This window comes from Gordonia sp. GONU (assembly GCF_024733855.1).
Taxonomy (GTDB): domain Bacteria; phylum Actinomycetota; class Actinomycetes; order Mycobacteriales; family Mycobacteriaceae; genus Gordonia; species Gordonia amicalis.
This window is the reverse complement of the sequence record NZ_JANRHB010000004.1, coordinates 84346-111055: the sequence shown is the minus strand read 5'-3', so window position 1 is coordinate 111055 and position 26710 is coordinate 84346. Positions and strand designations below refer to the sequence as shown.

Annotated in this window: 25 protein-coding genes and 1 riboswitch; of the genes, 15 read left to right on the top strand and 10 right to left on the bottom strand. The window is 68.1% G+C overall.

What is annotated here, in order from left to right; all coding sequences use genetic code 11:
* Nucleotides 1-192: 192 nt before the first annotated feature.
* The 4 genes from NWF34_RS05655 to NWF34_RS05640 form a co-directional block, all read right to left on the bottom strand.
* Complete coding sequence (locus NWF34_RS05655; protein ID WP_024500413.1) at nt 193-1815, bottom strand: cytochrome bc complex cytochrome b subunit; 1623 nt, start codon at nt 1813-1815, stop codon at nt 193-195.
* The gene (locus NWF34_RS05650) at nt 1812-2969 is read right to left on the bottom strand and encodes a ubiquinol-cytochrome c reductase iron-sulfur subunit (protein WP_024500412.1); all 1158 of its coding nucleotides are present in this window, start codon (nt 2967-2969) and stop codon (nt 1812-1814) included. Before NWF34_RS05650 ends, NWF34_RS05655 begins: the two co-directional genes overlap by 4 nt.
* On the bottom strand, nt 2966-3817 hold the full coding sequence (locus NWF34_RS05645; RefSeq protein ID WP_024500411.1) for a cytochrome c: 852 nt from the start codon (nt 3815-3817) through the stop codon (nt 2966-2968). The genes NWF34_RS05650 and NWF34_RS05645 overlap by 4 nt, the downstream gene beginning before the upstream one ends.
* 91 nt (nt 3818-3908) lie before the next feature.
* On the bottom strand, nt 3909-4520 hold the full coding sequence (locus tag NWF34_RS05640) for a heme-copper oxidase subunit III (protein WP_024500410.1): 612 nt from the start codon (nt 4518-4520) through the stop codon (nt 3909-3911).
* Nucleotides 4521-4687: 167 nt separating this feature from the next.
* On the opposite strand from NWF34_RS05640, the gene NWF34_RS05635 reads away from it, so the two are divergent.
* Together NWF34_RS05635 and trpD are read left to right on the top strand one after the other, a co-directional pair.
* A complete protein-coding gene (locus tag NWF34_RS05635) occupies nt 4688-5185 on the top strand; it encodes a hypothetical protein (RefSeq protein ID WP_024500409.1) in 498 nt (165 codons plus the stop codon).
* 11 nt (nt 5186-5196) lie between these two features.
* A complete protein-coding gene (gene trpD / locus NWF34_RS05630; RefSeq protein WP_024500408.1) occupies nt 5197-6273 on the top strand; it encodes an anthranilate phosphoribosyltransferase in 1077 nt (358 codons plus the stop codon).
* Here trpD and NWF34_RS05625 read toward each other — a convergent pair.
* Both NWF34_RS05625 and NWF34_RS05620 read right to left on the bottom strand, forming a co-directional pair.
* Nucleotides 6270-6548, bottom strand: a complete 279-nt coding sequence (locus NWF34_RS05625; RefSeq protein WP_024500407.1) for an Lrp/AsnC family transcriptional regulator — start codon at nt 6546-6548, stop codon at nt 6270-6272. The two genes, trpD and NWF34_RS05625, sit on opposite strands and share 4 nt — an antisense overlap.
* A complete protein-coding gene (locus NWF34_RS05620) occupies nt 6545-8401 on the bottom strand; it encodes a DEDD exonuclease domain-containing protein (RefSeq protein ID WP_193748699.1) in 1857 nt (618 codons plus the stop codon). Before NWF34_RS05620 ends, NWF34_RS05625 begins: the two co-directional genes overlap by 4 nt.
* Nucleotides 8402-8743: 342 nt before the next feature.
* Between NWF34_RS05620 and NWF34_RS05615 the strand changes: the two genes are divergently transcribed.
* The 5 genes from NWF34_RS05615 (at nt 8744) to NWF34_RS05595 (ending at nt 13766) form a co-directional block, all read left to right on the top strand.
* Nucleotides 8744-8974: a hypothetical protein gene (locus tag NWF34_RS05615; RefSeq protein WP_258324371.1), complete on the top strand. Its 231-nt coding sequence runs from the start codon at nt 8744-8746 to the stop codon at nt 8972-8974.
* A 107-nt stretch (nt 8975-9081) separates the two neighbouring features.
* Nucleotides 9082-9314: riboswitch (cyclic di-AMP (ydaO/yuaA leader) on the top strand.
* 17 nt (nt 9315-9331) lie between these two features.
* Nucleotides 9332-10012 (top strand): C40 family peptidase, encoded by a 681-nt coding sequence (locus NWF34_RS05610; protein ID WP_024500405.1) that lies wholly within the window; start codon nt 9332-9334, stop codon nt 10010-10012.
* Nucleotides 10013-10149: 137 nt separating this feature from the next.
* Entirely contained in the window at nt 10150-11229 is a 1080-nt protein-coding gene (locus tag NWF34_RS05605) for a C40 family peptidase (RefSeq protein ID WP_024500404.1), read from the top strand.
* 9 nt (nt 11230-11238) lie between these two features.
* The gene (locus NWF34_RS05600; RefSeq protein WP_024500403.1) at nt 11239-12642 is read left to right on the top strand and encodes a hypothetical protein; all 1404 of its coding nucleotides are present in this window, start codon (nt 11239-11241) and stop codon (nt 12640-12642) included.
* A complete protein-coding gene (locus NWF34_RS05595; RefSeq protein ID WP_024500402.1) occupies nt 12642-13766 on the top strand; it encodes a glycosyltransferase family 4 protein in 1125 nt (374 codons plus the stop codon). The genes NWF34_RS05600 and NWF34_RS05595 overlap by 1 nt, the downstream gene beginning before the upstream one ends.
* A gap of 7 nt (nt 13767-13773) precedes the next feature.
* On the opposite strand, the gene NWF34_RS05590 is transcribed toward NWF34_RS05595, so the two are convergent.
* Together NWF34_RS05590 and NWF34_RS05585 are read right to left on the bottom strand one after the other, a co-directional pair.
* Nucleotides 13774-14721: an NADP-dependent oxidoreductase gene (locus NWF34_RS05590; RefSeq protein ID WP_024500401.1), complete on the bottom strand. Its 948-nt coding sequence runs from the start codon at nt 14719-14721 to the stop codon at nt 13774-13776.
* 79 nt (nt 14722-14800) lie between these two features.
* Nucleotides 14801-16609: a long-chain fatty acid--CoA ligase gene (locus tag NWF34_RS05585; protein ID WP_024500400.1), complete on the bottom strand. Its 1809-nt coding sequence runs from the start codon at nt 16607-16609 to the stop codon at nt 14801-14803.
* 108 nt (nt 16610-16717) lie between these two features.
* Here NWF34_RS05585 and NWF34_RS05580 point away from each other — a divergent pair, with 108 nt between their 5' ends.
* The 6 genes from NWF34_RS05580 (at nt 16718) to NWF34_RS05555 (ending at nt 21243) form a co-directional block, all read left to right on the top strand.
* Nucleotides 16718-17161, top strand: a complete 444-nt coding sequence (locus tag NWF34_RS05580; protein WP_024500399.1) for a hypothetical protein — start codon at nt 16718-16720, stop codon at nt 17159-17161.
* The gene (locus NWF34_RS05575; protein WP_024500398.1) at nt 17161-17598 is read left to right on the top strand and encodes an SRPBCC family protein; all 438 of its coding nucleotides are present in this window, start codon (nt 17161-17163) and stop codon (nt 17596-17598) included. The genes NWF34_RS05580 and NWF34_RS05575 overlap by 1 nt, the downstream gene beginning before the upstream one ends.
* Before the next feature lie 20 nt (nt 17599-17618).
* Nucleotides 17619-18803 carry an ArsA-related P-loop ATPase gene (locus NWF34_RS05570; RefSeq protein WP_024500397.1) on the top strand — a complete coding sequence of 395 codons (1185 nt, stop codon included), beginning with the start codon at nt 17619-17621 and terminating at the stop codon, nt 18801-18803.
* A 169-nt stretch (nt 18804-18972) separates the two neighbouring features.
* The gene (locus NWF34_RS05565) at nt 18973-19407 is read left to right on the top strand and encodes a hypothetical protein (RefSeq protein WP_024500396.1); all 435 of its coding nucleotides are present in this window, start codon (nt 18973-18975) and stop codon (nt 19405-19407) included.
* Entirely contained in the window at nt 19407-20396 is a 990-nt protein-coding gene (locus NWF34_RS05560) for an ROK family protein (RefSeq protein WP_024500395.1), read from the top strand. Before NWF34_RS05565 ends, NWF34_RS05560 begins: the two co-directional genes overlap by 1 nt.
* A gap of 136 nt (nt 20397-20532) precedes the next feature.
* Nucleotides 20533-21243: a 1-acyl-sn-glycerol-3-phosphate acyltransferase gene (locus NWF34_RS05555; protein ID WP_024500394.1), complete on the top strand. Its 711-nt coding sequence runs from the start codon at nt 20533-20535 to the stop codon at nt 21241-21243.
* Between the two features lie 288 nt (nt 21244-21531).
* On the opposite strand, the gene NWF34_RS05550 is transcribed toward NWF34_RS05555, so the two are convergent.
* A complete protein-coding gene (locus NWF34_RS05550) occupies nt 21532-23124 on the bottom strand; it encodes a glycosyltransferase 87 family protein (protein WP_024500393.1) in 1593 nt (530 codons plus the stop codon).
* A 135-nt stretch (nt 23125-23259) separates the two neighbouring features.
* Here NWF34_RS05550 and NWF34_RS05545 point away from each other — a divergent pair, with 135 nt between their 5' ends.
* A complete protein-coding gene (locus NWF34_RS05545; RefSeq protein WP_006434978.1) occupies nt 23260-23754 on the top strand; it encodes a polyadenylate-specific 3'-exoribonuclease AS in 495 nt (164 codons plus the stop codon).
* Nucleotides 23755-23795: 41 nt separating this feature from the next.
* Nucleotides 23796-25199, top strand: coding sequence for a class II 3-deoxy-7-phosphoheptulonate synthase (locus NWF34_RS05540; RefSeq protein WP_258324370.1), 1404 nt, complete (start codon nt 23796-23798; stop codon nt 25197-25199).
* Nucleotides 25200-25377: 178 nt separating this feature from the next.
* Here NWF34_RS05540 and NWF34_RS05535 read toward each other — a convergent pair whose 3' ends face one another.
* Nucleotides 25378-26619 carry a protein kinase gene (locus NWF34_RS05535; protein WP_258324369.1) on the bottom strand — a complete coding sequence of 414 codons (1242 nt, stop codon included), beginning with the start codon at nt 26617-26619 and terminating at the stop codon, nt 25378-25380.
* Nucleotides 26620-26710: the final 91 nt, after the last annotated feature.

Below are 26710 nucleotides of genomic sequence, written 5' to 3'. Positions count from 1 at the left end.
GCTCAACCGGCGAAGGAACGCTCAACCGGCGAAGGAACGCTCAACCGGCGAAGGAACGCGCAACCGGCGCAGGAACGCTCAACGGGCGAAGGAACGCTCATCCCGTCGAGCGGCTCATTCGGCGGGCAACACCACAAAGCGGGCCGTCATGCACCGGATGGTGCGTGACGGCCCGCTTTGTTGCGTCGGAAGCTACTCGACGAAGGGATTGCCACCCTTGGCCTGGAGTTCGCGGAGAGCCTTGCGTTCGGCGGCCTCGAGTTCGTGCTCGAGTTCGACGTTGCGCAGCTGCTCCTCGACCGGGTCGGCGGTCAGGATCGAACCCGTACCCGGTGCGCCGGCGGAACCGAGCTTGTTCATCCGCTTCGGCAGTGCAGCGCCCTGGTAGGGGAGCGGGATCGGGTGACCGTGGTCGTCGACCGGTCCGAGTGGCTGGTGCAGCTCGATGTACTCGCCCTGCGGCAGACGCTTGATGATGCCGGTCTCGATGCCGTGAGCAAGGACCTCACGGTCGCTGCGCTGCAACGAGATCGCCCAGCGATAGGCGATGAAGTACACCAGCGGCGGCAGGATGATCAGACCGATCCGGCCGATCCATGTCGTCGCGTTGAGCGAGATGTGGAACTTGAACGCGATGATGTCGTTCATGCAGGCCAGCGTCAGCAGGATGTAGAACGAGAACGCCATCGCACCGATCGCGGTACGGACCGGGGTGTCACGCGGACGCTGCAGCAGGTTGTGGTGAGCGTCGTCTCCGGTGAGCTTCTTCTCGATCCACGGGTAGGCGAACATCACGCCGAACATGATGGTGATGATCAGGACGACCCAGTTGGACATCACGACGGTGTAGTTGCCCAGGTAGAGCTCCCACGCGGGGAACAGACGTATCAGACCGTCGGTCCACATCATGTAGATGTCCGGCTGCGAACCTGCCGACACCTGCGCCGGGTTGTACGGGCCGATATTCCAGACCGGGTTGATCTGGAAGATGCCCGCCATGACGGCCAGCACACCGGTGACGAAGGCGAACATCGCGCCGGCCTTGGCGGCGAACACCGGCATGATCCGGACACCGACGACGTTCTTCTCGGTGCGGCCGGGGCCGGGGAACTGGGTGTGCTTCTGGTACCAGACGAGCGCCAGGTGAGCACCGATCAGGGCCAGGATGATGCCCGGGAACAGCAGGATGTGCAGTACGTACAGGCGCGGGATGATGATGTCGCCGGGGAAGTCCCCACCGAACAGCGCCCAGTGGATCCAGGTGCCCACGACCGGGATGCCGAGGACGATGCCACTCATGGCGGCGCGGACGCCGGTGCCCGAGAGCAGGTCGTCGGGCAGCGAGTAGCCGAAGAAGCCCTCGAACATCGCCAGTACCAGCAACAGGGAGCCGATGATCCAGTTGGCCTCACGCGGACGACGGAACGCACCGGTGAAGAAGATGCGCGCCATGTGGATGATGATCGACGCCGCGAACAGCAGAGCTGCCCAGTGATGGATCTGGCGGACGAACAGGCCGCCGCGAACCTCGAAGGAGAGGTCCAGCGTGGTTTCGTACGCCTTGGTCATCATGACGCCGTTGAGCGGCTGGTACGCGCCGTCGTAGACGACGTGCGTCATCGACGGATCGAAGAACAGCGAGAGGTAGACGCCCGAGATCAGCAGGATGATGAAGCTGTAGAGCGCGATCTCACCCAGCATGAACGACCAGTGGGTGGGGAACACCTTGTTGATCTGGCGACGCATACCCGCGGCGAGGTGATACCGCGAGTCCATTTCTTCGGCTTGTGCGCCGAGGCGGTCGGCGATGGTCATGACTTACGCTCCCAGAATGCCGGTCCGACGGGCTCGATGAAGTCGCCTGCCGCAACGAGGTAGCCCTCATTGTTCACCGTGATCGGCAGCTGCGCGAGGGCGCGGGCGGCCGGTCCGAAGATCGGCTTTGCGTACTCCAGCGCGTTGAACTGCGACTGATGGCAGGGACACAGGATGCGGTTGCTCCGCTGTTCGTACAGCGAGGCGGGGCAACCGAGGTGGCTGCAGACCTTGGTGTAGGCGAAGTAGTCACCGTAGTTGAAGCTCTCCTGGCCCTTGCGCTTGATGGCGCGGGCCGTGTCCTCGGGACGAAGACGGATGAGCATGACGGGGTTGCGGACCTCGTGGAGGCTCTCCATCAGCGCGTGACGGGAGTGCTCGGTCTCGCCGAACCCGTTGGAACGACGCCACGGGAAGACGGTCTCCATGCCGCCGGCGTCGAGATCCTCCGGACGGACCAGGGCGACCTGGTACGGGTTGCCCGTGTCGCGACGCAGGTAGACGGTCTCGTTGGGGTCTTCCTTGGAGTTGTAGATCGGCGACCAGCCCGAGTGCCACAGCGGGGCGTTCTCGCGCTCGGCCCACGGGTTCTTGATGAAGCCACCGAGGAAGGCCACGAGGCCGGTCAGCGCGAAGGCGCCCAGACCGAACCCGGCCGAACCGATGATCATCTTGCGACGACCCAGGGTCGAGGTGGTGCCGGTGTCCTGGAGGAGTCCGACGATCGTCTTCTTGTCGACCTCGGCCGAACCGCCGTCGTGGCGATCCTGCACGGAGATCTCCGACGGGATGAACTTCTTGGTGATCAGGATCATCGCGATGCCGATGGACAGCACCGAGAGTCCGAACGTCGCACCGAGGAGCGGCGTGTTGAAGGTGTACCACCAGTAGTTCGGATCGTCGGGGAGGGCGAATTCCCAATGGTTGAACAGGAAGATGCCCAGGCAGGCGAGTGCGGAGATACCTGCGATCGTGAACCAGACCGCGACCTGGCGCTCGGCGCGCTTCTCGACCCTGGTTCCCGCCTCGGTGTACCGCTCGGCCCGGTGGATGATCTCGACACCGTCGAGATTGGTGCCGAGTTTGACGAGCTCATCCGTGCTCATCTGCTCCAGTTCGTCCCGCGACGGGACGTCCTTGTCACTGCCGCTCATGCTCGAGATCCCATCCACATGGCGCCTGCGACGATGGCGATGACGCCGACAAACCACATCACCATGCCCTCACTGACCGGCCCGAAGCCGCCCAGTCCGAGTCCGCCGCTGGGCTTGGCCTCGGTCGCATACTTGACGTAGGCGATGATGTCTTTCTTTTCTTCCGGATCCAGCTGACGGTTCGAGAACTTGGGCATGTTCTGGGGACCGGTCAGCATCGCGGTGTAGATCTGTGCCTCACTGACGCCGTCGAGGTTCGGGGCGTACTTACCCGACGACAGGGCGCCGCCACGACCGGTGAAGTTGTGGCACGAGGCGCAGTTGAGGCGGAACAGCTCGCTGCCGCGTCCGATGCTGTCGCCACGGAGCGAACCCTGGGCGACCTCGCCGTTGGCGTCGCGGGGGACCTGCGGTCCGCCGCCCTCGGACTGGATGAAGGCGCCGAGCTGGTCGATCTGCTCGGTGGTGAACTTCGCGGGCTTGCGCTGTGCCTGTGCCTCACCACGTGCGGCCGGCATGCGGCCGGTCGACACCTGGAAGTACACGGCGGCATCGCCGACGCCGAGCAGGGCGGGACCACGCTCGGGCACACCCTGCAGGTTCGCGCCGTGGCAGGTGATGCACGAGGTCTCGTAGAGCTTGCGGCCGTCGTTGATCATCGCGGCGTTGCTCTCGTCGGCCACCGCGACCTGGGGGTCGGGGGTCAGAACCGAAGCCAGCACACCGGCCATGACCAGACCGGCCAGGAGCACGATGGTGCCGCTGGCGCGTCGACGGAGCTTGCGCCGTGCCTTGGCGCGGCGGGCGTCGGTGCCGCTATCCGACGGTCGCGGTGGAGATGAACTCATCTGTGACTCTCTACTAAGCGGGACGGACTGGTGTTCTAGAGCGAGCTGCGCTCTGGGTTGGCGGATCGCGCGTGGCGCGGTGTCGCCGGGGTCATCGGATGAAGTAGATCGTGACGAACAGTCCGATCCAGACGATGTCGACGAAGTGCCAGTAGTAGGAGACAACGATTGCGGCGGTTGCCTGCGCCGGGGTGAACTTCGAGAGCTTGGTGCGGATGAGGAGGTAGACGAACGCGATCAGTCCGCCGATGACGTGCATGCCGTGGAAGCCGGTCGTCATGTAGAAGACGGAACCGTATGCACTCGACGACAGCGTCGTGCCCTCGTGCACCAGGTGGTAGTACTCGTACGCCTGGCCGCACACGAAGAACGTGCCCATGGCCAAGGTGAGTACGTACCAGCGGCGGAGGCCGAAGACGTCACCTCGTTCGGCGGCGAACACACCCATCTGGCACGTGACCGACGAGAGAATCAGCACCGTCGTCACCGGTATGGCGAGGGCGAGATTCAGCTCGGTCGGCTCTGGTGGCCAGCCGATGGCGGAGTTGGCTCGGGCGACGAAGTACATCGCGAAGAGGCCAGCGAAGAACATGAGCTCACTGGACAGCCACACAATCGTGCCGACGCTGACCATGTTGGGCCGGTTCAGCGAGTGCACGCGCGAGGTGATGGCTGTTCCTGAGGTACCTACAGCGCTTGTCACAAGTGAAGTATGACGGTTCGTAGTAAGCGGTGGCCACCCGGGTCGGATATTGGGGGCAGGTTTTTGTCCCGCTGCAGGTCGGGGGGCCGGGGATCGCGTCTCCGGCGTGTTCGGCGGCGTGTCCGGCGGCTTGTCTGGGGCGTTGGCACGGTAGCTACGGTGAGTTCATGTCGAGTTCGGATTCCTCCGGTCCCCGCGACCTCAACGGGCGGGTCGTCGCCCGGGGTCGCCTGGCGCGCCTGCGATCCCGGCTCCGGAGCGGTGGCGGCACCGCTCCCCTCGGTCTACTGGACGAGGTGGTTGTCGTCGCCGGTTCGGACGACGATGCGATCGCGAGTTCGGTCGCCCTCGACGAGTCGTCCTGGCGCGGGGAGGAGGAGGTGATCCTCCGTCACGATCTCGAGTTGCCGGCAGATCGCGTGAGCGATGCCGCGGCGGTGGCGGCACTCGACGGATATGAGGTGGTCGGCGACGACCGCTGGGGGCCGCGGCCCGAGGCCGGCGACGACCGGCTCGAGGTGCTCGTCCTCGCACGTGTCCAGTTGCTCGACGCCATGCATCTGTCCCAGGAACGGTCCCGCATGGCCAGTCTGGGTTCCCGTCACGGCGGAATCGCACGACGGTGGTCTGTACTGCAGCGTCCGGCCGGCGGGGCGGGGCACTAGGCTCTCTGCCTGTGAGTACCGCAAAGTCTGCCTTCAGCTGGCCGCAGATCCTCGGCAAGATCACCGATCGCATCGACCTCACCGCCGAAGAGGCCGCCTGGGCGATGAACGAGATCATGACCGACAGTGCCAGCGGCGCACAGATCGCCGCCTTCGGTGTCGGCGTGAAGATGAAGGGCGCGGCTCCCGGCGAGCTCATCGGCCTGGCGCAGGCGATGCTCGACCATGCGACGCTCGTCGAGGTGAGTCGTCCGGCGGTCGACGTGGTCGGTACGGGCGGCGACCGGTCGCACACCGTGAACATCTCCACGATGACGTCGATCGTCATCGCGGCCGCCGGGGTGGCGGTCGTGAAGCACGGGAACCGGGCGGCGTCGTCGAAGAGCGGCGGTGCCGACGTGCTGGAGGCGCTCGGCGTGGACATCACCCTGTCCGCCGACGCGGTCGCGCGCTGTGTGGACGAACTCGGTATCGGGTTCTGCTTCGCGCCGGTGTTCCACCCGGCCTTCCGTTTCACCGGTCCGCCGCGCAAGGAGATCGGCATCCCGACCGTGTTCAACGTGCTCGGGCCGCTGACGAACCCGGCACGTCCCACCGCGGGCCTCATCGGGTGCGCCTTCGCCGACCTTGCACCGGTTCTCGCCGGCGCTTTTGCCGACCGCGGTGGATCGGCACTGGTGGTGCGCGGCGACGACGGCCTCGACGAACTCACCACGACCACCACCTCGACGGTGTGGCAGGTCGTCGGCGGCAGCGTCACCCAGCTCGGCGTCGACCCGGCCGATCTCGGCATCGCGCGCGTCGAGCTGTCCGCGCTGCAGGGCGGCGATGCGGTCGCAAACGCCGCGATCGCGCGGGAATTGTTCGCGGGCACAACCGGTCCCGTACGTGACGCGGTGCTGCTGAACTCGGCCGGCGCGATCGTGGCATTCGAACAGCAGGCGCCGATGACCTCCGCCGAACTCACCGAGGCGCTCGGTGCCGCGAAGGACCGTGCGGCCGACGCCATCGACTCCGGGGCGGCGGCGTCCCTGCTCGACCGCTGGGCCTCACTCAGCACCCAGTTGGGGTCGGCCGCGCGAAACTAGTTCTCGCCGATGGAGAAGCCACCCTCGACGTCCGAGCTCGAGTAGCTGCGGAACGCGATGTGGGTGGCGCTCTTGAGCACCCCGGGCAGCCGGTTGATCTCTCCGGTCACCACTGTCGCGATCTGCTCGTGGTCGCGGACGCGGATCTTCGCGATGAGGTCGACGTCACCCGCGCAGGAGTACACCTCTTCGACGCCGGCGATGTCGGCCACGGCCTGAGCGGTCTCCGGGATCTGGTGGACGTCGGCCTGGATGAGGACGATGGCAGTGATCATGGCGCAAGCCTAGTGGCCACGAGCCGGTGGACCGGCGAGCGCTGTGCGGGCCGTGGTGTCCGGTGCGTCACCGAGTGGGCATCCGAGCGTGCCTCTCGCGCCGACTGCGACCAGCCGCGCCGGCGCTCGGCGCATCCGGCCGGCAGTGCCACCGGATCGGTCGTGGACACGATCCGGGCACCCGGCTCGGTCATCCACCGGTAGATCAGCGCGACTTCTTCCGCGGGTGCCCCGCGTAGCGGACCTGGTCCGGCGATGACCGTCTCGGCGGCGGCGACGAGCGCGTCGACCACCGGCATGGGGGAGACGCCCCGACGGGCACGTCCCGCCGCCGCGAGGCGTCCGTGGCGGACGACGGCGAAATGCCAGCCGCGGTCGTCGTCGGGACGGGCGACGACGATCTCGGCGATCGCACACAGTGCGGCCAGCCGCTGACAACGCGCCAGGGCGTCGATGGTGAGGGCGAGCCGGTCTCGGTGGCGGGCGGCGGTCTCGAACATCTGCGCCTCGGAGAGATCCGCGAGGCGCGCGGTGAGGTCGTCGAGGAGGTCGTCGGCCTCCCCACGCATCAGGCGGCGGGCCGCGGTCACGCGCGGCAGATAGTCCGGGACCGTCTGGGGCGCTGCGGCGGCGGCATGACATCCGCCGGGCTGCCGGACGCCGTCGGGAGTCGGGCACCAGTGGTAGCCGGTGACCCCGAGGCGTTTGGTGCACGTGCGGAGTCCGGCGGCTGCGGCGATCACGTCGGCAACCGTCGACGCGTTGTTGCGGTTGCCCACCGGACCGATGGATTCGTCGGTGGGGGTGCGGCTGACCTTGAGACGCGGGAAACGTTCCTCGGTCAGGGTCACCCACCACCCCTTGTGGGGCTGTGTCGAACGTCCGTTGTAGGCAGGTGCGTGCGCCGCCAGCAGTCGCAACTCGCGGACGGCCGCCTCCAGGGCGTGGGAACACTCGACGGCGTCGACACGCTCGGCGAGCAGGACCATCTCGGTGATGCGTCGCCGGGGATCGCTGCCGGAGAAATAGGAACGGACCCGGCGTCGTAGATCCACCGCGGTGCCGACATAGAGGACCTCGTTCGAGGGCCCGCGGAACAGGTAGACGCCGGGTCGGGCCGGTACCCGGTCGGCGAGGTGACGTTTGCCGCGCAGACGGGGATCGGTGCGCGGCAGGTAAGAGGTGAGGTCCCCGACCGTCGCGATGCCCTGGTTCCCGACGCGCTCGAGCAGACGGTGGAAGACCTCGACGGTGGCGCGGGCGTCGTCCAGTGCCCGGTGGGTGGGACGGACCGAGACGTCGAACAGATCGGCGAGGGCGCTCAGCTTGACCGTCGGCGCCTCGTCGCGCGACAGGATGCGCCGGGCCATTGTCACCGTGCACAGACTCAGGCTGAACGGCCAGTCGAGGTGGAGCCGGAGTGCGTTCTGCCGGAGGAACCCCATGTCGAAGCGAGCGTTGTGCGCGACCAGGATCGCCCCGCGGGCGAACTCGAGGAACGCCGGTAGTACCGACTCGATACGGGGTGCGTCGGTGACCATCGCGGTCGTGATCCCGGTGAGGGTGACGATCTGGGGCGGGATGGGGCGGCCGGGATCGACGAGGGTGGCGAACTCGCCGATCACCTCGCCTCCCCGGATCTTCACGGCGCCGATCTCGGTGATGCGGTCGCCCGCGGGATCGGACCCGGTGGTCTCGAGGTCGACGACGACGAGGGTGGTGTCGAAGAGTGCCCGGTCGCTGAACTCGTTCGATGTCGCGTCGCCACCGGTGGCCTGATCGGCGGCTTCGAGGTCGGCGAAGGTCAGTTGGCCCGAGGTCGTCTGTCCCGCGGCTGCACCGCCACCATCCATGCGCGTCACGGGCCGAACATTAGTTCGACGCACCGACAGGCCGGATGTGACACCCCGATCGATCGTTCTGTTCTCGGCGGAGATCGGCGAGAGGGGCGTTCGTCGATGTCGCCTGTTACCTCTGTGACGCATGTGTCGAACACTGTGCGAACGAGTTTGTCGGTGGTGCCCCCTAGTCTCCACCTCGAAGTGAGAGATCGTCGCCGGCGGCGGCGAACCACACCCCCACGAACCGCCCGATTCGGAGGTCAAACGCCTCCGGCGCCAAGATGAGATGGAGATCACACCATGCACGTTGACTGCGCGACCTGCCCGGCCCGCCCCGTCGCCTGTGACGGGTGCATGATGACAGTGCTTTTCGGCGGCCCGAACTGGGACGATGGGCCCGCTGAAGGTGGAGTTACGGTAACGGCGCAGGCCCTCGACGACGATGCTGAACTGGACCTCGCGATCGATGTGTTCCAGTCTGCTGCAATGGTCACCAGCAATGCTGCACGATCTGCAAGAAACTCGAAAACTGCACTTCATAGGGCATTTCAGGTCGTCGCCGGGACTGATCTCCGCGCGGGCTGAAAGTCGGGTGCGATCTGCGTGTCCGTTGCGTAGTGGACACAGGGCCGTCGATTTCGTAACCTTTCTGAGACCTTTGCGGAGCGTCCCGCTTCAACAGAAGTGGTCCGCACAAGTCACCGCTCAATCGCCCTTGCGGGCGAACCGGGGAACCACACACTTCGGGCAGCGCGGCCAGTCGATGTCAGTCCTGACACGACCCGGTGAGACTGTCCCGAATCGGGGTGAATCGCGTCAACGCGCAAGCGTGTCCTCTCGGGATACGGCTGTGCCGAAAACGCGTAGGGCCACTCTTCCGGCCCGAACCCGACAGCTAACTCGGTCGGCGGTACAGGGAGAAACTGAAGGAGAACTCGCTTCGTGGCCAAACATCGTTTGGAACAGCCCAATCGTGGGAGCAAGGTAGCCAAGAAGGCGGTGATCGCTGGATCGATCACGCTCGGTTCGCTCGCTGCTGCGGCCGGCCCTGCTCTTGCGGCCCCGGTCCACACCCCGCTCGGAACCTTCGAGATCCCGGCTCTGCCCGGCGAGCAGAAGGCTCCCGAGGCTGCGCCCGCGCCCAAGCCCGTCGCGAAGTCGCCGGCCGCAACGGTCGAGATCCCGAACGTCGGCCAGTTCACCATCCCGGGCATCGGCCAGAACCAGATCCCGGACCAGTTCCGTCCGCACGGTGGCGCCCCGCTCGGGCAGCCCCAACTGACCGCAGGCGAGAAGGCCGTCAAGGCCGCGGAGAGCAAGATCGGCTCGCCCTACTCCTACGGCTCGGCCGGCCCGAACGCCTTCGACTGCTCGGGTCTCGTCTACTGGTCCTACAAGCAGGCCGGCAAGACCATCCCGCGTGACAGCTACGGCCAGCTCGGTGGCGGTCGCCCGGTCTCGTACAGCGAGGCCAAGCCCGGCGACGTGATGATCTTCAACGGTGGCGGCCATGCCGGCATCTACGCCGGAAACGGACAGTTCGTCCATTCCTCGACCTACGGCACCCCCGTCAAGCGTGACGCGGTCAAGGAGTGGCAGCTCACCGGCATCCGCCGCTACTGACATCAACTGAACAAGAGCATCAGGGAAAGGGCGGGTCGCGGTTTGGTGCGATCCGCCCGATCCGGTCCTTGGGGTCATCGGGGGAACTTACGGTGGTCCGCGGACGATAACGAAGCGGTAAGGAAGTGACTGGCACCGTGCTTTCCGGGGAGGGGCGAGTGAACGCGACTCGTATCCGTGCACGATCGGGCCCGATGGTGCTCGTCATGTGTCTGCTGGCGGCCATTGTGACCGTCGTCCCACTGACGACCGGCGGAACCGGGCAGGCGCGGGCCGTGCCCGCGCGATCTGCCGATCAGCTTCTCGATCGGTACAAGCAGCTCGGCACCGAGGCCGAGAAGACCACCGAGGCGATGCACAACGCCAAGATCGAGTACGACAAGCAGCGCTCGATCGTCGTGCAGGCCAAGAAGGCCGCCGCCGACGCCCAGCGCAAGCTCGACATCAGCCGTGAGCAGCTCGCCGCTTACCAGGCGAGGGTCGACGCCATCGTGCGGGCCAGCTACCAGGGAGCCCGCGTCAGCGGACTCTATGCGGTGATGGTCAGCGACTCGCCGCAGGCCCTGCTCGACCAGATGTCGGGACTCGACATGATCTCGCGGCAGGCCGCATCGGACCTGACCGCCATCAAGAAGGTCCGCGCCCAGACCGCGGCCGCCAAGAAGGACGCCGACCAGACCGCGCTCGCCGCGTCGGAGGCGGTCTCGCGCGCCGAACGCGTCCGCGGAGACCTCCAGACCAAGCAGGCCGACCTGCAGATGCAGGCGATCCAGATCCGCGCGATCTACCAGTCGATGACCGGCAAGCAGCTCGCCGCCCTGCGCGGCCCGAGCTTCGACTTCGACCCGCGGATCGTCCCGAGGGGCACCGCCGCCGCACTCGTCGCCGTCCAGGCGGCGTTGACGCGAATCGGTGATCCCTATGTGTGGGGTGCCACCGGTCCGAGTTCCTTCGACTGCTCTGGTCTGATGGTGTGGGCCTACAAGCAGGCCGGCAAGACCCTCCCGCGGTCGAGTGAGGCGCAGATGGCCGGCGGACAGCCGGTGTCCCGCGAGGACCTCAAGCCCGGCGACCTGGTCATCTACTACCCGGACGCCCACCACGTGGGGATGTACGTCGGCGACGGTTACGTCATCCACGCCTCGACCTTCGGTGTCCCGGTCAAGGTCGTCCCGCTCGACGAGGCCGGCCCCTTCAACTCCGGCCGTCGGTTCTAGACTCCTCTGGTGGTCTCACTCCGCGGGCGTTGGCGCCCGACGCTCACCTCCGCGGTGGTGCTGCTGATCGGTGTGACCACCGGATGTGGGGGTCCGGGTCCGTCCTCGAACGTCGCATCGGTCTCCACCGGGTCCACCACGACGTCGACGACCCCGGCGAATGTGTATGAGCAGCAGCGTGCCGAGGGTGTGACGCGCCTGCTCGACGACCTCACCACGTCCGTGTCCGCGGGGGACCTGCGGGCGATCGGCCGCCTCGTGGACGACACGGCGACCCCGGCCTTCACGAATCGATGGGTGACCGCCGCGGAGAACTTCCGTCCCCGGCCGTTCTCCGGCGGCGAGTCCGACGGCCGCTTGCAGTTCGCCCGTTTTCGCTATCAGCTCGCACCCACCGAGGAAGCCGAGACACTGGTGCCCGCCGATGTCCAGGGGCTTCTCGACGTGAAGGGGAGTTCCGACTCCTGGGTCGCGCCGGTGGAGCTGCGATATGCCCTCGGAGGCGAGCGTGCGCCCGGGGTCGACGAACCCGAGGTGGTGGTGACCAACCAGTTCGTGGTCGCCAGGTACGGCGACGAGTGGAAGCTCGTCGGCGACGCCGAGGCGCTCGGCGGCGAACCGTCCCCGACCCAGATGTGGGAGCTCCCCGGACTCTCGGTCTCCGATGTGGAGACCGCGGGCGGGACGTCGGTGATCGCCTGGTACCTGCGCACCAACCCGGCGCTGGCGAACCTGCGCCGGCTGCTGCCCGATGCCGTCGACGCGGTGACCGCCTTCTGGGGCGACTCCTGGGATCGACGCGCAGTGCTCGTCGCGACCTCGACACCGAAGGAGTTCGACGAGCTCGTCGCGCCGGGACGCGGGGTGACCGGCACCGCGGCCGCCGCGACCGTGTACAGCCGAGTGGACTTCCCCCGGCGCACCGCCACCGGCCAGCGCATCGTCTTCACCCCAGCCGCCGACGACCTGGCCGCGCCGACGCTCGCCGTCGTGCTGCGCCACGAACTCACCCACGTCGCGGCCCGGGCCCAGACCGCCCTCGACGCCCCTCTCTGGATCACCGAGGGCGTGGCCGAGTACGTCGGCCGCAAGGGCACCTACACCCGACTCCCCGACGCCGCACCCGACCTGACCCAGGCGGTCCGTGCGGGCAACACCCCCACTGCGTTGCCCGACGACGCTGCCTTCGCCGTGGACGGGCAGAACTCCCAGATCGCCTATCAGAGTGCGTGGTCGATGGCTGCCTATGTCGCCGACCGGTACGACGAGGCGCGTCTGAAGCGGCTCTACCTCGGGGTCGCGGCAACCTCCGACCCGGCTCGCCAGGACGCCGCCATCCGGGCCGCGCTCGGCGTCGGTCGTGATGAACTGGTGGCCGGGTGGGGTCGATGGCTCGAGGGACAGGTCCGCTGATGTCACGAACCCTGTTGATCACGAATGACTTTCCGCCGCGGCCGGGCGGGATCCAGTCCTATCTGCAGAATCTGGTAGATCTGCTACCGCCGGAGGACATCGTCGTCTACGCGCCGCGCTGGCGCGGCCGGTCGCACATCGACTTCGACGCGGCAGCGCCGTACCGGGTGTACCGCCATCGCACGACGCTGATGCTGCCGACGCCGTTCGTCGCCCGACGTGCTGCGGAGATCGTTCGGCGCGAAGAGATCTCGACGGTCTGGTTCGGGGCGGCCGCACCGCTGGCCGTCCTGGCGCCCGCGATGAGGCGTGCCGGTGCCCAGCGCGTGCTCGCCAGTACGCACGGCCATGAGGTCGGCTGGTCGATGCTCCCGGTGGCACGTCAGGTACTCGGACACATCGGTCGCCACACCGACGTGATCACCTTCGTCAGCCGGTACACGCGCGGCCGATTCGCCTCCGCCTTCGGTCCGCATGCCGCACTCGAATACCTGCCGCCTGGTGTCGATGTCGACCGGTTCGCGCCCGATCCGATTCTGCGGCAGAAGTTCCGCGACCGTCACGACCTGGGGGACCGGCCGACCATCCTGTGTCTGTCGCGACTGGTGCCGCGTAAGGGGCAGGACGTGCTCATCCGGGCGCTGCCGCTGATCCGTCGCCGGATGCCCGATGCCGTACTGGTGGTCGTCGGCGGCGGCCCGTATGCGGAGAAGCTGCACGCACTCGCTGCCGAGGCGGATGTCACCGATCACGTGATCTTCACCGGATCGGTTCCGGCCGAAGAACTCTCGGCATATCACAACATCGCCGACGTCTTCGCGATGCCGTCCCGCACCCGCGGGGGCGGACTCGACGTCGAAGGGCTCGGAATCGTCTATCTCGAGGCCTCGGCGACCGGCGTGCCGGTGGTCGCCGGGCTCTCGGGTGGTGCGCCGGAGACCGTGGTGGAGGGGGTGACGGGGACGACGGTCGACGGCACCGACGTCGACGCCGTCGCCCTGGCGATCCTGGCGATCCTCGGCGACCGGGCGGCGGCGGCCGATATGGGCGCTGCCGGAAGGCGTTTCGTGATGGAGAACTGGCAGTGGAGTCAGATGGCGGCCCGGCTGCGCCAATTGCTCTGAGTCGTCCCTACGCCCCGGTCGAGACTCGAACCACGATCTTTCCTCGCACATGACCGGACTGGCTGCGCTCGTGAGCGCCGGCAGCGTCGGCCAGGTCGAAGACCTCGGCGATCTCCGGCTTGAGGTCGCCCGCGTCGGCGAGCCGGGCGAGCTCGGCGAGGTCCGCGGAGTCGGGACGCACCCACGCGTACTGGCCCCCGAACTCATCTCGCGCCCGTGCGTCGATGATGGAGGCGACGGTGCCGCCGTCGCGCAATACGTCTGGCACCGAATCGAGTGCCTCTCCACCGACATAGTCGAGGACGACGTCGACACCGGCGGGCTCGAGCGCACGTACCCGGTCTGCCAGACCATCCCCGTAGGTGGTGGGCTCGGCGCCGAGGGTTCGGAGGTAGTCGTGATTGGACTCCGAGGCGGTGCCGATCACCCGTGCGCCCAGAGATCGCGCGATCTGAACCGCGAACGACCCGACGCCGCCCGCGGCGGCATGGACCAGCACAGTGTGACCCGACTGCACGCCCGCCCGTCGAATCGTCTGGTACGCCGTCAGTCCGGCGAGCGGTACGGCCGCAGCCTCCTCGAACGACAAGCTGGACGGCTTGTGCGCGAGTGTGCGGACCGGTGCGGCGACCAGATCGGCGAACGTGCCGCCGGCGACCTCCCCGCCGACGACGTCCTTCCGGACGTAACCGAACACCTCGTCGCCCACCCGGAACTCCGGCGTGTCCAGGCCGACCTGCTCGACCACGCCCGCGACATCCCAACCCGGGATCACCGGGAACACGGTGTCCATGATCTCGGCGAGGTGTCCCTCGCGGACCTTCCAGTCCACGGGGTTGACACTCGAGGCGCGCACTCGGATCAGTACGGAGTCCGGACCGACCTTGGGCGTGGGGAGATCGGTGACCTCCAGGACATCAGGGCCGCCGAAGCGGCTGTAGGTGATTGCACGCATGGTGGCACCAACGGGTGCTCGGGCGGATTGATTCCTGATCCGGCGAACGGATCAGTTCTGGAAGATCACTTCTGGAGGATCACTTCTGGTAGATCGCCTCGATGTCGTCGGAGAACTTCTCCACGACCACGTTGCGCTTGACCTTGAGGGTCGGGGTCATCTCGCCGGTCTCCTCGGTGAAGTCCGACGGCAGGATGCGGAACTTCTTGATCGCCTCCGCGCTCGACACCGTCTTGTTGGCGGCGTCGATGGCCGACTGGATCTCGGCCCGCAGGTCGGCGTCGTCGGAGAGATCGGCGACCGAGGCCGACTCCGGCTTGTTGTTGCGTTCTTTCCAGGCGGGGAACGCTTCGGAGTCGATCGTGATCAGCACGCCGATGAACGGCTTCGCGTCGCCGACGACCATCGCCTGGGAGATCAGGGCGTTGGCGCGGATGACGTCCTCGAGTCCGGCGGGGGAGACGTTCTTGCCGCCCGCGGTCACGATGAGTTCCTTCTTGCGGCCGGTGATCGTGATGAAGCCGTCGGCGTCGACGGTGCCGAGGTCGCCGGTGTGGAACCAGCCGTCGACGATCGCGGTGGCCGTCGCCTCCGGGTTCTGCCAGTACTCCTTGAACACGACGCCGCCCTTGAGCAGGATCTCGCCGTCCTCGCCGAGGCGAACGGCGTTGCCCGACAAGGGCTTGCCGACGGTGCCGATCTTCCAGGCGGAGGGGGTGTTCACACTGAACGCGGCGGTCGACTCGGTCAGGCCGTAACCCTCGAACACCGGGATGCCGACGCCGGAGAAGAAGTGGCCCAGGCGTGCACCGAGGGGGCCGCCACCGGAGATCGCCATCCCGCACTCGCCGCCGAGGGCGTCGCGGAGCTTCTTGTAGACGAGCGCGTCGAACAGGGCGTGCTTGAGCTTGAGGAGCAGCCCGATCTGACCCTTCTCACGCGCCTCGGAGTAGGCGATGGCGGTCTCGGCCGCGGCGTCGAAGATCTTGCCCTTGCCGCCGTCGTGGGCCTTCTGGCGCGCGGAGTTGTAGACCTTCTCGAACACGCGCGGCACCGAGAGGATGAGCGACGGCTTGAAGACCGCGAACTCGTCGACGAGGGTCTTGATGTCACTGGTGTGCCCGACCTCGGCGCCGGCCTCGATCGCGACCAGGGTGATGGCGCGGGCCAGGACGTGTGCGAGCGGCAGGAACATCAGGAGACGCTTCTCGTCGCGCGCGATGAGGTCGTCGAGGATGTCGCCGGCGAGGACCGCGCGCACCTCGGAGAGCATGTTCGAATGGGTCAGCTCGCACCCCTTCGGTCGCCCGGTGGTGCCCGAGGTGTAGATGAGGGTCGCCGGGTCGGCGGCACCGACGGTCGCGCGGCGCTTGGCGACCTCGTCGTCGTGGACATCGGCGCCGGCGGACACGAGTTCGTCGACGGCACCCGGTCCGTCGGCGCGATCGATCTGGAACACCTTGACCGATTCGGTCAGCGAGTCGATGGACTCGAAGGCGGCACGATGGCCGTCGTCTTCGAGGACGATCGCGACGGCGCCGGAATCGCGCATGATCCACTCGATCTGGCTGGCCGACGACGAGTCGTAAATCGGCACGGTGATCGCGCCGGCCGACCAGATCGCGAAGTCGAAGAGGTTCCACTCGAGGCGGGTGCGCGAGAGAAGTGCGACGCGGTCGCCCGGGTTCACGCCGGAGGCGATCAGGCCCTTGGCGATCGACGAGATGCGTGCTGCGGCATCAGCGGCCGTGATCGGCGCCCAGGTATCGCCCTGTTTGTGGCGGAACACGACGTGCTGAGGTGATCGCTGTGCCAGATCGAAGATGATGTTCGTGCAGTTCTCGTCGTCGGCGATCGAGAATTTCGCAGGCACGCTGTACTCACTCATCGTGGTTACCCTCCAGTAGATGCCGTTGTGCAGATCGTAACTCTGTTGGGAACCGGGACGTTCACGGCACCGCCCGTCGGGTGCACTACCCTGCGCCGACACGAGTATGTGAAGCTAGTGGGCGTGACGAGCATCCAGGTGGCCGACGAGGTCTTCGTCGCCGCGGCACCCCGCCTGGCCGCTGCCGTGATCGGCGACCCCGCGAACTGGCGGCGATGGTGGCCCGACCTGCGTCTGGCGGTCACCGAAGACCGTGCCGAGCAGGGGGTCCGGTGGCGTGTCGACGGACCGGTGGCCGGAACGATGGAGATCTGGAACGAAGCCATTCTCGACGGCTTCGTACTGCACTACTTCCTCCATGCGGAACCGACGCAGCCGCTGGGCGGCGAGCGGGGAGACGATCCGCGCGCACGCGCCGACGCGCTGGCGGAGGAGAACAAACGTCGTCGTGTGGCGGGCAAGGACATGTCCTTCGAGGTGAAGAAGCTCCTCGAGGCCGGCCGGCACGTGGGCGGTCCGGCCGCCGGTGCCGAGACCGCCGAGGCCGTGTGATGGCCGATCACACCGAACGCGACATCGTCATCGGCGCGGACGCCGAGGACATCCTGGCCGTGATCTCCGATTTCGAGCACTACCCGGACTGGGTCGCCGCGGCGCGTGAGGTCGAGGTGCTGCGCGCCGACGCCGCCGGGCGCGCACTCGAGGTGCGGTTCGTGCTCGACGCCGGTGTCCTGCAGGACACGTATGTGCTTGCCTACGAGTGGGATCCGGACGGGACGTCGGTGTCGTGGCGGCTGGTCTCCAGTGATCTGCAGAAGGACCAGCGGGGCCGCTACATCCTGACCCAGCAGGTTCCCGGCTCGACCAAGGTCACCTATGAGCTGATGGTCGACCTGCAGGTGCCGATGATCGGACAGCTGAAACGTCGTGCGGAGAAGGCGATCACCGATTCCGCGCTGCACGAGCTCAAGAAGAGGGTCGAAGGCTGATCGATCTCACACCCATTCATGTGGTGCTCGGTCCCGGAGGCTCCGGTGTCTCCGCTGTCGCCGCCGCGGCGGCGTCCCAACGGCCCAGCACGCCCAGGGATTCGCGTCGTGCCGTCACCCGACCGGAGCAGCACACACTGCTCATCACGGTCGACCGTTGGTCGCCGGTGCACGACTGGGCTCGCGTCTACCGGCAACCCGGTGAGCCGGTGGCGGTCTCGAAGTTCCTGCACCTGCTGACACTCGACCGGCTCGATCTCACCGAACGCACGTGGTCGGCCTTCGTCGACGTCCTCGAGCACACGGTCGGACGCAGCAAGGCCGTCATGCCGGGGGTGGGGACCCTCGCCGGCATCGACGCCGCGGAGCTGACCTCGTTGCCGGGTATCGACGACTTCCTGTTGCTCCGGCGCATCCGCGACGAGGCGACGAGTGGTCGGTGGCAACGGATCGTCGTCGACTGCTCGGGGTGTGGCGACCCCTTGCAGTTCCTGCGTGGGGGAGCGGTGCTGAGTCAGGCCCTCAACCGGTTCTGGCCGCGGCACCGGCGGCTCGCGATGGCGGCCGAACGGCCGGTGATGGCACAGTTGACCGCCGCGGTCGACGCCATCGACCGCGACTGCGCGGACGTCGCCGAGTTGTTCGCCGACGCGCATGCGGTGGCCGTCCACCTGGTTCTCGGCGCGGAGGATCGGGCACGCCGCCTCGCTGAGCACTATGTCGCGGGGGCGGACGTCATGGGACTACCGCTCACCTCGGTTCAGGTGAACCGCGGTGTGGGCGCGGAGTCGCCGGAAGACCTCGCCGCGCACGTCGAGGGGCTTCTCGCCGGACGCGGCGATGTGCGGGTCGCACTGGTGGACCGGTCCACGGAGACGATCGACCGGATGGCGCGGCTGCGCAAACTCGCGGTCCGGTTGCCCGATCCACACGGTATCCCGCGCGGATCGGCTGCTGCGGTCGTCGAGACCGCCTCCGAGGAGCCGGTCTCCTTCCGGCTGTCGTGGTCACAGCGCCTGCCCGAACCCGATTCGCTGGCCCTCGGCCGCAGCGGCGACGACCTGCTCGTGACCGTCTCCGGGTTCCGTCACCCGGTGCGTCTGCCGTCGGTGTTGCGCCGGTGCACGGTGGTCGACGCGGCCTGGGACGACGGCCGGCTGACCGTCTGTTTCGTCCCCGACCCCGCCGTCTGGCCGCGCCGCTAGTCGACGCCGCACGGACACCGGGTACGTTCGAAGACCGCCCGCGCAGTCGTGTGCGAGAACGCGCGTTCGGCGACCACACGGTACGGTGCTGGGACGCCCGTCCATTCATGATGGCGAGAGCGAGCGGCACCAGGCCTCCGGGTACGAGCGGTGAGGGGAGACTACGCGCATGGGCACGGACGAGGGGACGTCACGGGGTGACGGGCCCGATCGTGACGACCGCGGTGGTCCGCACGGCGATCCGGTCCGGGACCTGTTGCTCGGTGTGGCCAATCAGATCGACGCGCTGGCGGGTCTCTTCGCGGGTGGCACGCAGGACGCGGGCGCGGCTGCCGCCGGGTATGTAGCCGCGTTCGGTGCCGACGGCCCGGTCGGCCAGACACTCGCCGGTGCGTCGGGGGAGATCACCTCGTTGCTGCGCGAGATCGGCGACCTCATCGCCCGGCTTCTCGCGGCGGTCATCGCCGTCCTCGAGGCCATCGCGGAGGCTCTGCGGTCGGCTCCCAGCTCGGTGTCGGAACCGCGGAACTACGAGCCGATCGCGGTTCGGATCGGCAGCCCGCGTCGTCCGGACGCGTCCACCGCACCCGAGCAGGAGCAGTGATGGGTGAGCTGACGATCGGGATCGACATCGGCGGCACGAGTGTGCGTGCGTCGGTGGTCGACGACCGCGGCACGATGCTCGACACCCTCCGCGCGCAGACGCCGCCCACCGCTCAGGCCCTCGAACACTGCCTGGACCGTCTCGTCGGCGAGCTGACCTCGAGGTGGGACGCGAAGGCCGTCGGGCTCGCGATCGCCGGGTTCCTGACCACCGACCGCAGCATCGTCCGGTTCGCGCCCCATCTGCCGTGGCGTGAGGCCCCGGTGGCCGAGGACATGACCCGACGCGTCGGCATCCCGGTGTTCGCCGAACACGACGCCAACGCGGCGGCGGTGGCCGAGGTGCGGTTCGGTGCGGCCGCGCGTGGACACAACACGGTGGTGCTCGCGATCGGTACCGGCATCGGTGCCGGTCTCGTGATCGACGGCGAGATCTACCGCGGGAGTTACGGCGTCGCACCGGAACTCGGACACCTCGCGATCGTCCCCGACGGTCGTGCCTGTGCCTGTGGCAAACGCGGATGCTGGGAAAGGTATTGCAGCGGAACCGCTTTGGTTGACACCGTGGTCGAGTTGCTGGCCGACGGCGACTGGGGGCGCAGCCAGCTCGCCGCCGACGTCGCCGCCGACCCCGGTTCCCTGACCGGCCGGCGGGTCGCCGGTGCGGCCGCCGACGGCGATGCCGTGGCCCTGGCGGCCTTCGCCCGGTTCGCGACCTCCCTGGGACAGGGTCTGGCGATGATCGCAGACATCTTCGACCCGGACCTGATCGTGCTGGCCGGCGGCGTCGGCGCGGCCTCGGGCTTGTTCCTCGACGAGGCGCGTGAGCACTACGCGCGGCAGGTCACCGGTGCCGGCCACCGTCAGCTCGCCCGGATACGTGGCACCCAGCTCGGTGAGACAGCCGGTGTCGTCGGCGCGGCCGAGGTTGCGCGCCAAGCACTTCGGACGGCGGCGAGTCGCTCGACGCCGCCGTCTGCCGCCCGCTGAGGAAACCGGGGCCGGTCGGTAGAGTCGACGCAGGTAAGGTCTTGATGTCGGGACCACGGGGTGCGGGTTCCGGCGGTGGGGGTCCGCTGTCGACACCGGCATCGGGTCAGGAGTAATGCGCGGCGAGGAGAGTCTCATGTGGTACTGGGCGTTCAAGTACATCTTCCTGGGACCGTTCCTCCGCGTCTTGGGTCGCCCGAGGATCGAGGGACACGAGAACATCCCGGTCGACGGGCCCGCCATCCTGGCGAGCAACCACCTCGCGGTGATGGACAGCTTCTTCCTCCCGCTGATGGTCGACCGCCGGATCTACTTCCTCGCCAAGAGCGAGTACTTCACCGGCACGGGTCTCAAGGGCGCGTTCCAGCGGTGGTTCTTCACCGCGGTCGGTCAGATCCCCATCGACCGGTCGGGCGCGGCCGCCGCCGAAGGTGCCTTCACCGCCGCACGCCGCCAACTCGACAAGGGCAAGCTGATGGGCATGTACCCGGAAGGCACCCGCTCACCCGATGGCCGCCTGTACAAGGGCAAGACCGGACTCGCGCGTCTGGCGATGGACACCGGAGTGCCGGTCATCCCGGTCGCCATGATCGACACCCACAAGTTCAACCCGCCCGGGTCGATCCTGCCGCGCCCCACGAGGGTGACCGTCCGCATCGGCAAGCCGCTCGACTTCTCCCGCTTCGAGGGAATGGAGGGCAACCGCTACATCGAGCGCGCCGTCACCGACGAGATCATGTACGAACTCATGCAGCTCTCCGGCCAGCAGTACGTCGACGTCTACGCCGCGAGCCTCAAGAACAAGGCCCCGTCCACCGAGTCGCAGGCTGCCGACGCGGCCGCCTGAGCAGTGCGACCCGCAACCCAGTGCACGGCACCCTGATCGAGGTCGCGTGCGACATCGACCAGGGGTGAACGACGTCGACCGAGCTCCTACAGTTGCAGCGATGTCGCACGCGACGTCATTTCGCACTCGCTCATCCGACGCGCCGAACCCCTCGCGCGTGATCGGTGACGCGTTGTCCGGCCGAGAGAGTCTCTCGTCCTTCACGACGGCCCGGCCGGCCGACCGCGGCCACTGAGGTGCGCGAAGCGGCGGTCAACCCACGCGCGGAAAGCGTTGACGACCGGGGTGCTAACCCGCTTCGCCCACCCGCGCGTCGTCGAGGACGGCGCACAGCTCGGGAATCCAGTCACGGTCGGCGGGTACGACGTCGTCGAGATCGAGCCGGCGTAGTTCGTCGGCCGAGAACCACTGCATGTCCAGATGTTCCAGGGCGGCCGGGGTTCCGGAATGTAGGCGGGCGCGGTAGGCGTACAGCATCAGGCCGTTGGGGAGGGTGACCTCCGCCCCGATACGCGCCGCCACCTCGATCTCGGCCCCGAGTTCCTCGCGGATCTCGCGGGTGAGAGCGGTCGCGTGGGTCTCGCCGGATTCGACTCGGCCACCGGGCAGTTCCCACTTGCCGGCGAGCTCGGCCGGATGTGCGCGCTGGGCGAGCAGAACCCGACCGTCGTCGACGATGGCCGCTGCCACCACATCCTGCGGGCGGTCGTCGGTTCGGTGGGCGCCGCGCGCCGCACGGGTGGCGATCAGCCAGCCCATCGTGACGAAGGTGGCGATCGACCAGGCCGCTCCGAACACGGCCTCGACGGCAGCCTGGGGCTCGGGTCCGTATTCGATGAGGACGCGCAGGATCCATGGGATGCCGAGCCCGGCGACGACCACCCACATGCCCAGGATCGCGCGGGCGCCGGGGCGTCGAGCGCCCGCGCCGTGTACGAGCCAGACGCCCAGGGGCACCACCCACACCCAGTGGTGGACCCAGGAGATCGGCGAGATCAGCAGGCCGAAGAACTGCACGACGAGCAGGACGCCGAGGGCGTCGGACACCGCGCGCCAGGTGAACACGGCCACGACGGTGGCGACCAGGACGCCGAGGAACCAGATCCAACCGGTGCCGACATCGAAGCCGACGAACCGCGAGAGGGTCCCGCGCAGGCTCTGGTTGATGACCGCCTGGACGGGGCCGATGCGTTCGGCGTCCCCGAACAGGGTGCCGTAGTAGGTCCGGGTGACCTCCGGGAAGAGCAGCAGGCAGCCGAGGACCGTGAGCACGAAGGCGAACGCCGCCGACAGTGCACCCCACGGCTTGCGGACGGCGAGGTACCAGAGGCCGCTGATGGCCGGGGTGAGCTTGATGCCGGCCATGAGGCCGATCAGTGCGCCGCCCGCGAGCACACCGCGCTCGCTCGGGGTCCCGTCGGCTCGACGCGCCCAGGAGATCGCCATCAGGGTGCCGAGCATCAGGAAGACGTTGATCTGGCCGTAGTCCAGGGTCACCCGGACCGGCTCACACCAGATGGCCGGTGCGGTCCACAGCGCCGCGAGCGCGTGGACGTCGGTGGACCGGCCGCACAGTCGGAGCGCGAGCACCACACAGGCGTAGAGGGCGGCGAAGGTCGCGAGCTGCCAGCCGATCGCCACGATGTCCCACGGGATCAGCGACAGGGGATAGAGCACCACCGCGGCGAACGGTGGGTAGGTGAAGGGCAGCGCGAAGTCCGTCTCACCGGAATAGGTGAACAAATAGAGCGACCCGTCGGCGAGACCCGCCGAACCGTCGCGGTAAACATGCAGGTCGACGAAGTTCCTGCCGTTCACGGTCAGCGTGTCCCAGACGAGCCGCGCGATGATCGACGCCGCCAGGAGAGCGGTCGCCAGCACAGACCTGGAGCGCACGAATTACCAGGGTAGCCAGCAAACGACGGCAATGGCGAAACGTACATCGCCCGGGCGCGTGTGCGGGTCCCGTCCGAGGGTGTCCCGGGACGTGGAAAAACGGCGTGTGAAACTGTCCCCATGCGGTTCTTCTACGACTCGGAGTTCATCGAGGACGGAAACACCATCGAGCTGGTCTCGATCGGGGTCGTCGGCGAGGACGGCCGTGAGTTCTATGCGGTGTCCACCGAGTTCGATCCCGGCCGCGCCGGTGACTGGGTGCGCGCGAACGTGTTGCCCAAACTGCCGTCCCCGTCGTCGCCGGTGTGGAAGGACCGCCGCCGGATCCGTGAGGACCTCCTCGAGTTCCTCACCGCCGACGGGACCGACATCGAACTGTGGGCGTGGGTGGGTGCCTACGACCACGTCGTCCTGTGTCAGATGTGGGGTCCGATGACCGCGCTGCCGCGTCCCATCCCGCGTTTCACCCGGGAACTCCGGCAGCACTGGGACGCCGCCGGCCGTCCCGCACTCCCGCCGGCGCCCTCCGACGCCCACGACGCACTGAGCGACGCGCGGCACAACCTGCGCCGCTGGGAGGCGATCGAGGAGGCCCGGCGGAAGATGGCCGGCTGACCCGGCGCAAATCGCGGGCGCGTCTGCTTTACGCTGGACAAGTGGTGAACTGGACCGTAGACGTTCCGATCGACGAACTCCCCGAGCTGCCGCCGTTGCCCGGTGGCCTCCAGGAGCGTTTCGACGACGCGATGAGCCGCCCCGCGCTGCAGCAGCCGAGCTGGCCCGCCGAGGAGGCACGCAAGATCCGCACCGTCCTGGAGTCGGTGCCGCCGATCTGCATGCCCGCCGAGGTCCAGTCGCTGTCGTCGCAGCTTGCCGACGTCGCCGAGGGACGGGCCTTCCTGTTGCAGGGCGGTGACTGCGCGGAGACCTTCGCCGACAACACCGAACCCCACATCAAGGCGAACATCCGCACGCTGTTGCAGATGGCCGTCGTGCTGACCTACGGCGCGAGCCTTCCGGTGGTGAAGGTCGCGCGCATCGCCGGCCAGTACGCCAAGCCGCGGTCGTCGAACGTCGACGCCCTCGGCCTGCCGTCGTACCGCGGCGACATGGTCAACGGCTTCCCGGCCGACGAGGCCGTGCGTGCCCACGATCCGTCGCGTCTGGTGCGCGCCTACGCGAACGCCGCCGCGGCCATGAACCTGGTCCGTGCGCTCACCCAGGCCGAGGCCGACCTGCACCGGGTCCACGACTGGAACCGCGAATTCGTGCGGACGTCGCCCGCCGGCGCCCGGTACGAGGCACTCGCAGCCGAGATCGACCGCGGTCTGCGGTTCATGGACGCCTGCGGCGTCACCGATTCGAGCCTCCACTCGGCGTCGATCTACGCCTCGCACGAAGCGCTCGTCCTCGACTACGAACGCGCCATGCTGCGACTGGCCGACGACCCCGCGGCCGACGCGAAGAGCGGGGACAAGGTCCTCTACGACCTCTCGGCACACCTCCTGTGGATCGGTGAGCGCACCCGTCAGCTCGACGGCGCGCACATCGCGTTCGCCGAGCTGATCAACAACCCGATCGGCGTGAAGATCGGACCGACGACGACGCCCGAGCAGGCCGTCGAGTACGTCGAACGACTCGACCCGCACAACGTTCCGGGCCGCCTGACCCTCGTCGCCCGGATGGGCAACGGAAAGGTGCGCGAGGTGCTCCCGGCGATCGTCGCCGCCGTCGAGGCGACCGGTCACAAGGTCATCTGGCAGTGCGACCCCATGCACGGAAACACCCATGAGGCCTCGACCGGCTTCAAGACGCGGCACTTCGACCGCATCGTCGACGAGGTGCAGGGCTTCTTCGAGGTCCACCGTGCGCTCGGCAGCCATCCGGGCGGCGTGCACGTCGAGCTGACCGGTGAGAACGTCACCGAGTGTCTCGGTGGCGCACAGGAGATCTCGGACCTCGACCTCGCCGGCCGCTACGAGACCGCATGCGACCCGCGCCTCAACACCCAGCAGTCGCTCGAGCTGGCGTTCCTCGTCGCGGAGATGCTGCGCGGCTGACACTTTCCGGCGACGGGGCGAGTGGTTTCGATACGCCTCGTCGCAGGCTCCTCGGCTACTCAACCGGCGGTCGTGGGGCTCGTCGCAGGCTCCTCGGCTACTCAACCGGCGGTCGTGGGGCTCGTCGCAGGCTCCTCGGCTACTCGACCAGCGGTTCTCTCCGCCGACCGTATCGAGGTCAGCCGATCGTGAGATAGGTGCTGCCGACCCAGAACCCGGCAGCACCCAGACCGACGGCGATCAGCAGCACCAGGAGAATCCACAGCAGCGCGCCCAGGCGTCCGCCCCCGACGAGTTCGGGTTCGAGCGGGGCCTGGTCGCGTGTGTCGGCGTCCCGCCCACGCGATCCCGGCCGGTCGTTCCGCTCGCGGGCGGGCGGGGCGGGCCGATCGTCGGCGGGTTCGGCGACCGGCCGGACCGGCGCCGCCGGGGAGTCCGGCGCCGAGGCGCCCGGTTCATAAGGGCCGGGTGCCGACTGGATCCGGGTTCCGTGACCGACCGGTCCGGCCGCGCGGTAGCGCGACTTCATCTCGCGTTCGCGCGACCGCTTCGGCGCGGGCACGGTGAACGGCGGCAGATCGAGGTCGTCGGCGACGGTGAGCAGGGCGCGCTGCATCTCGAAACCGTCGGCGTACCGGTCGGCGGGGTTGCGTTCGGTCGCGCGCAGCACGATCTCGTCGAATTCCGCGGGGACACCCGCGATCACGTCGCCCGGCGCGGGGACGTCGTAGGTGAGTCGCTGGTAGGCGAGAGACAGTGGCGAGTCGCCGTGGAAAGGTGTTCGGCCCGTCAGCATCTCGAACATCATCACGCCCATCGAGTAGACGTCGCTACGCGCGTCGGCGTGGGTGGACTCGACCTGTTCGGGCGAGAGGTAGGCGGCGGTCCCGAGGATCACGCTGGCCGAGGTCACCCCTGCCTCCGCGACGGCGCGCACCAGTCCGAAGTCGGCGACCTTGACCTCACCGGCGTCGGAGATCAGCACGTTCTCGGGTTTGACGTCGCGATGGACCAGTCCCGCGGCGTGGGCGGTCCCGAGACCGCCGAGTACGGGTTCGGCGACGGCCACCACGGCGTGCGGGGGCATCGGTCCGCGCTCGCGCAGCAGCTCACGCAGGCTTCCGCCGTCGACGAGTTCCATGACCAGGAAGGCGATGCCGTTGTCGATGCCCTGGTCGTAGACCGCGACGAGACCCGGGTGTTTGAGGCCGGCGACCGCGCGCGCCTCGAACTCGAAGCGGCGCAGGAACTGCGGATCGCCCGAGTACCGCGAGTCCATCACCTTGACCGCCACGTCGCGGCCGAGCCGGAGGTCGACACCGAGATAGACCGCCGACATGCCACCCCGCGCGATGGGAGCGTCGATGCGGTACCGGTCCTCGAGGACGGTCCCGAGCATCGGGTCGACGGGGGAGTTCACCCCGCTGAATCTACCTGCAGCACCGTACCGTCGGGGTCATCGGCGCGTGTGAGCTGCGGTCGGTGTCGGACCTCGGGCGGGCACGCGGAGA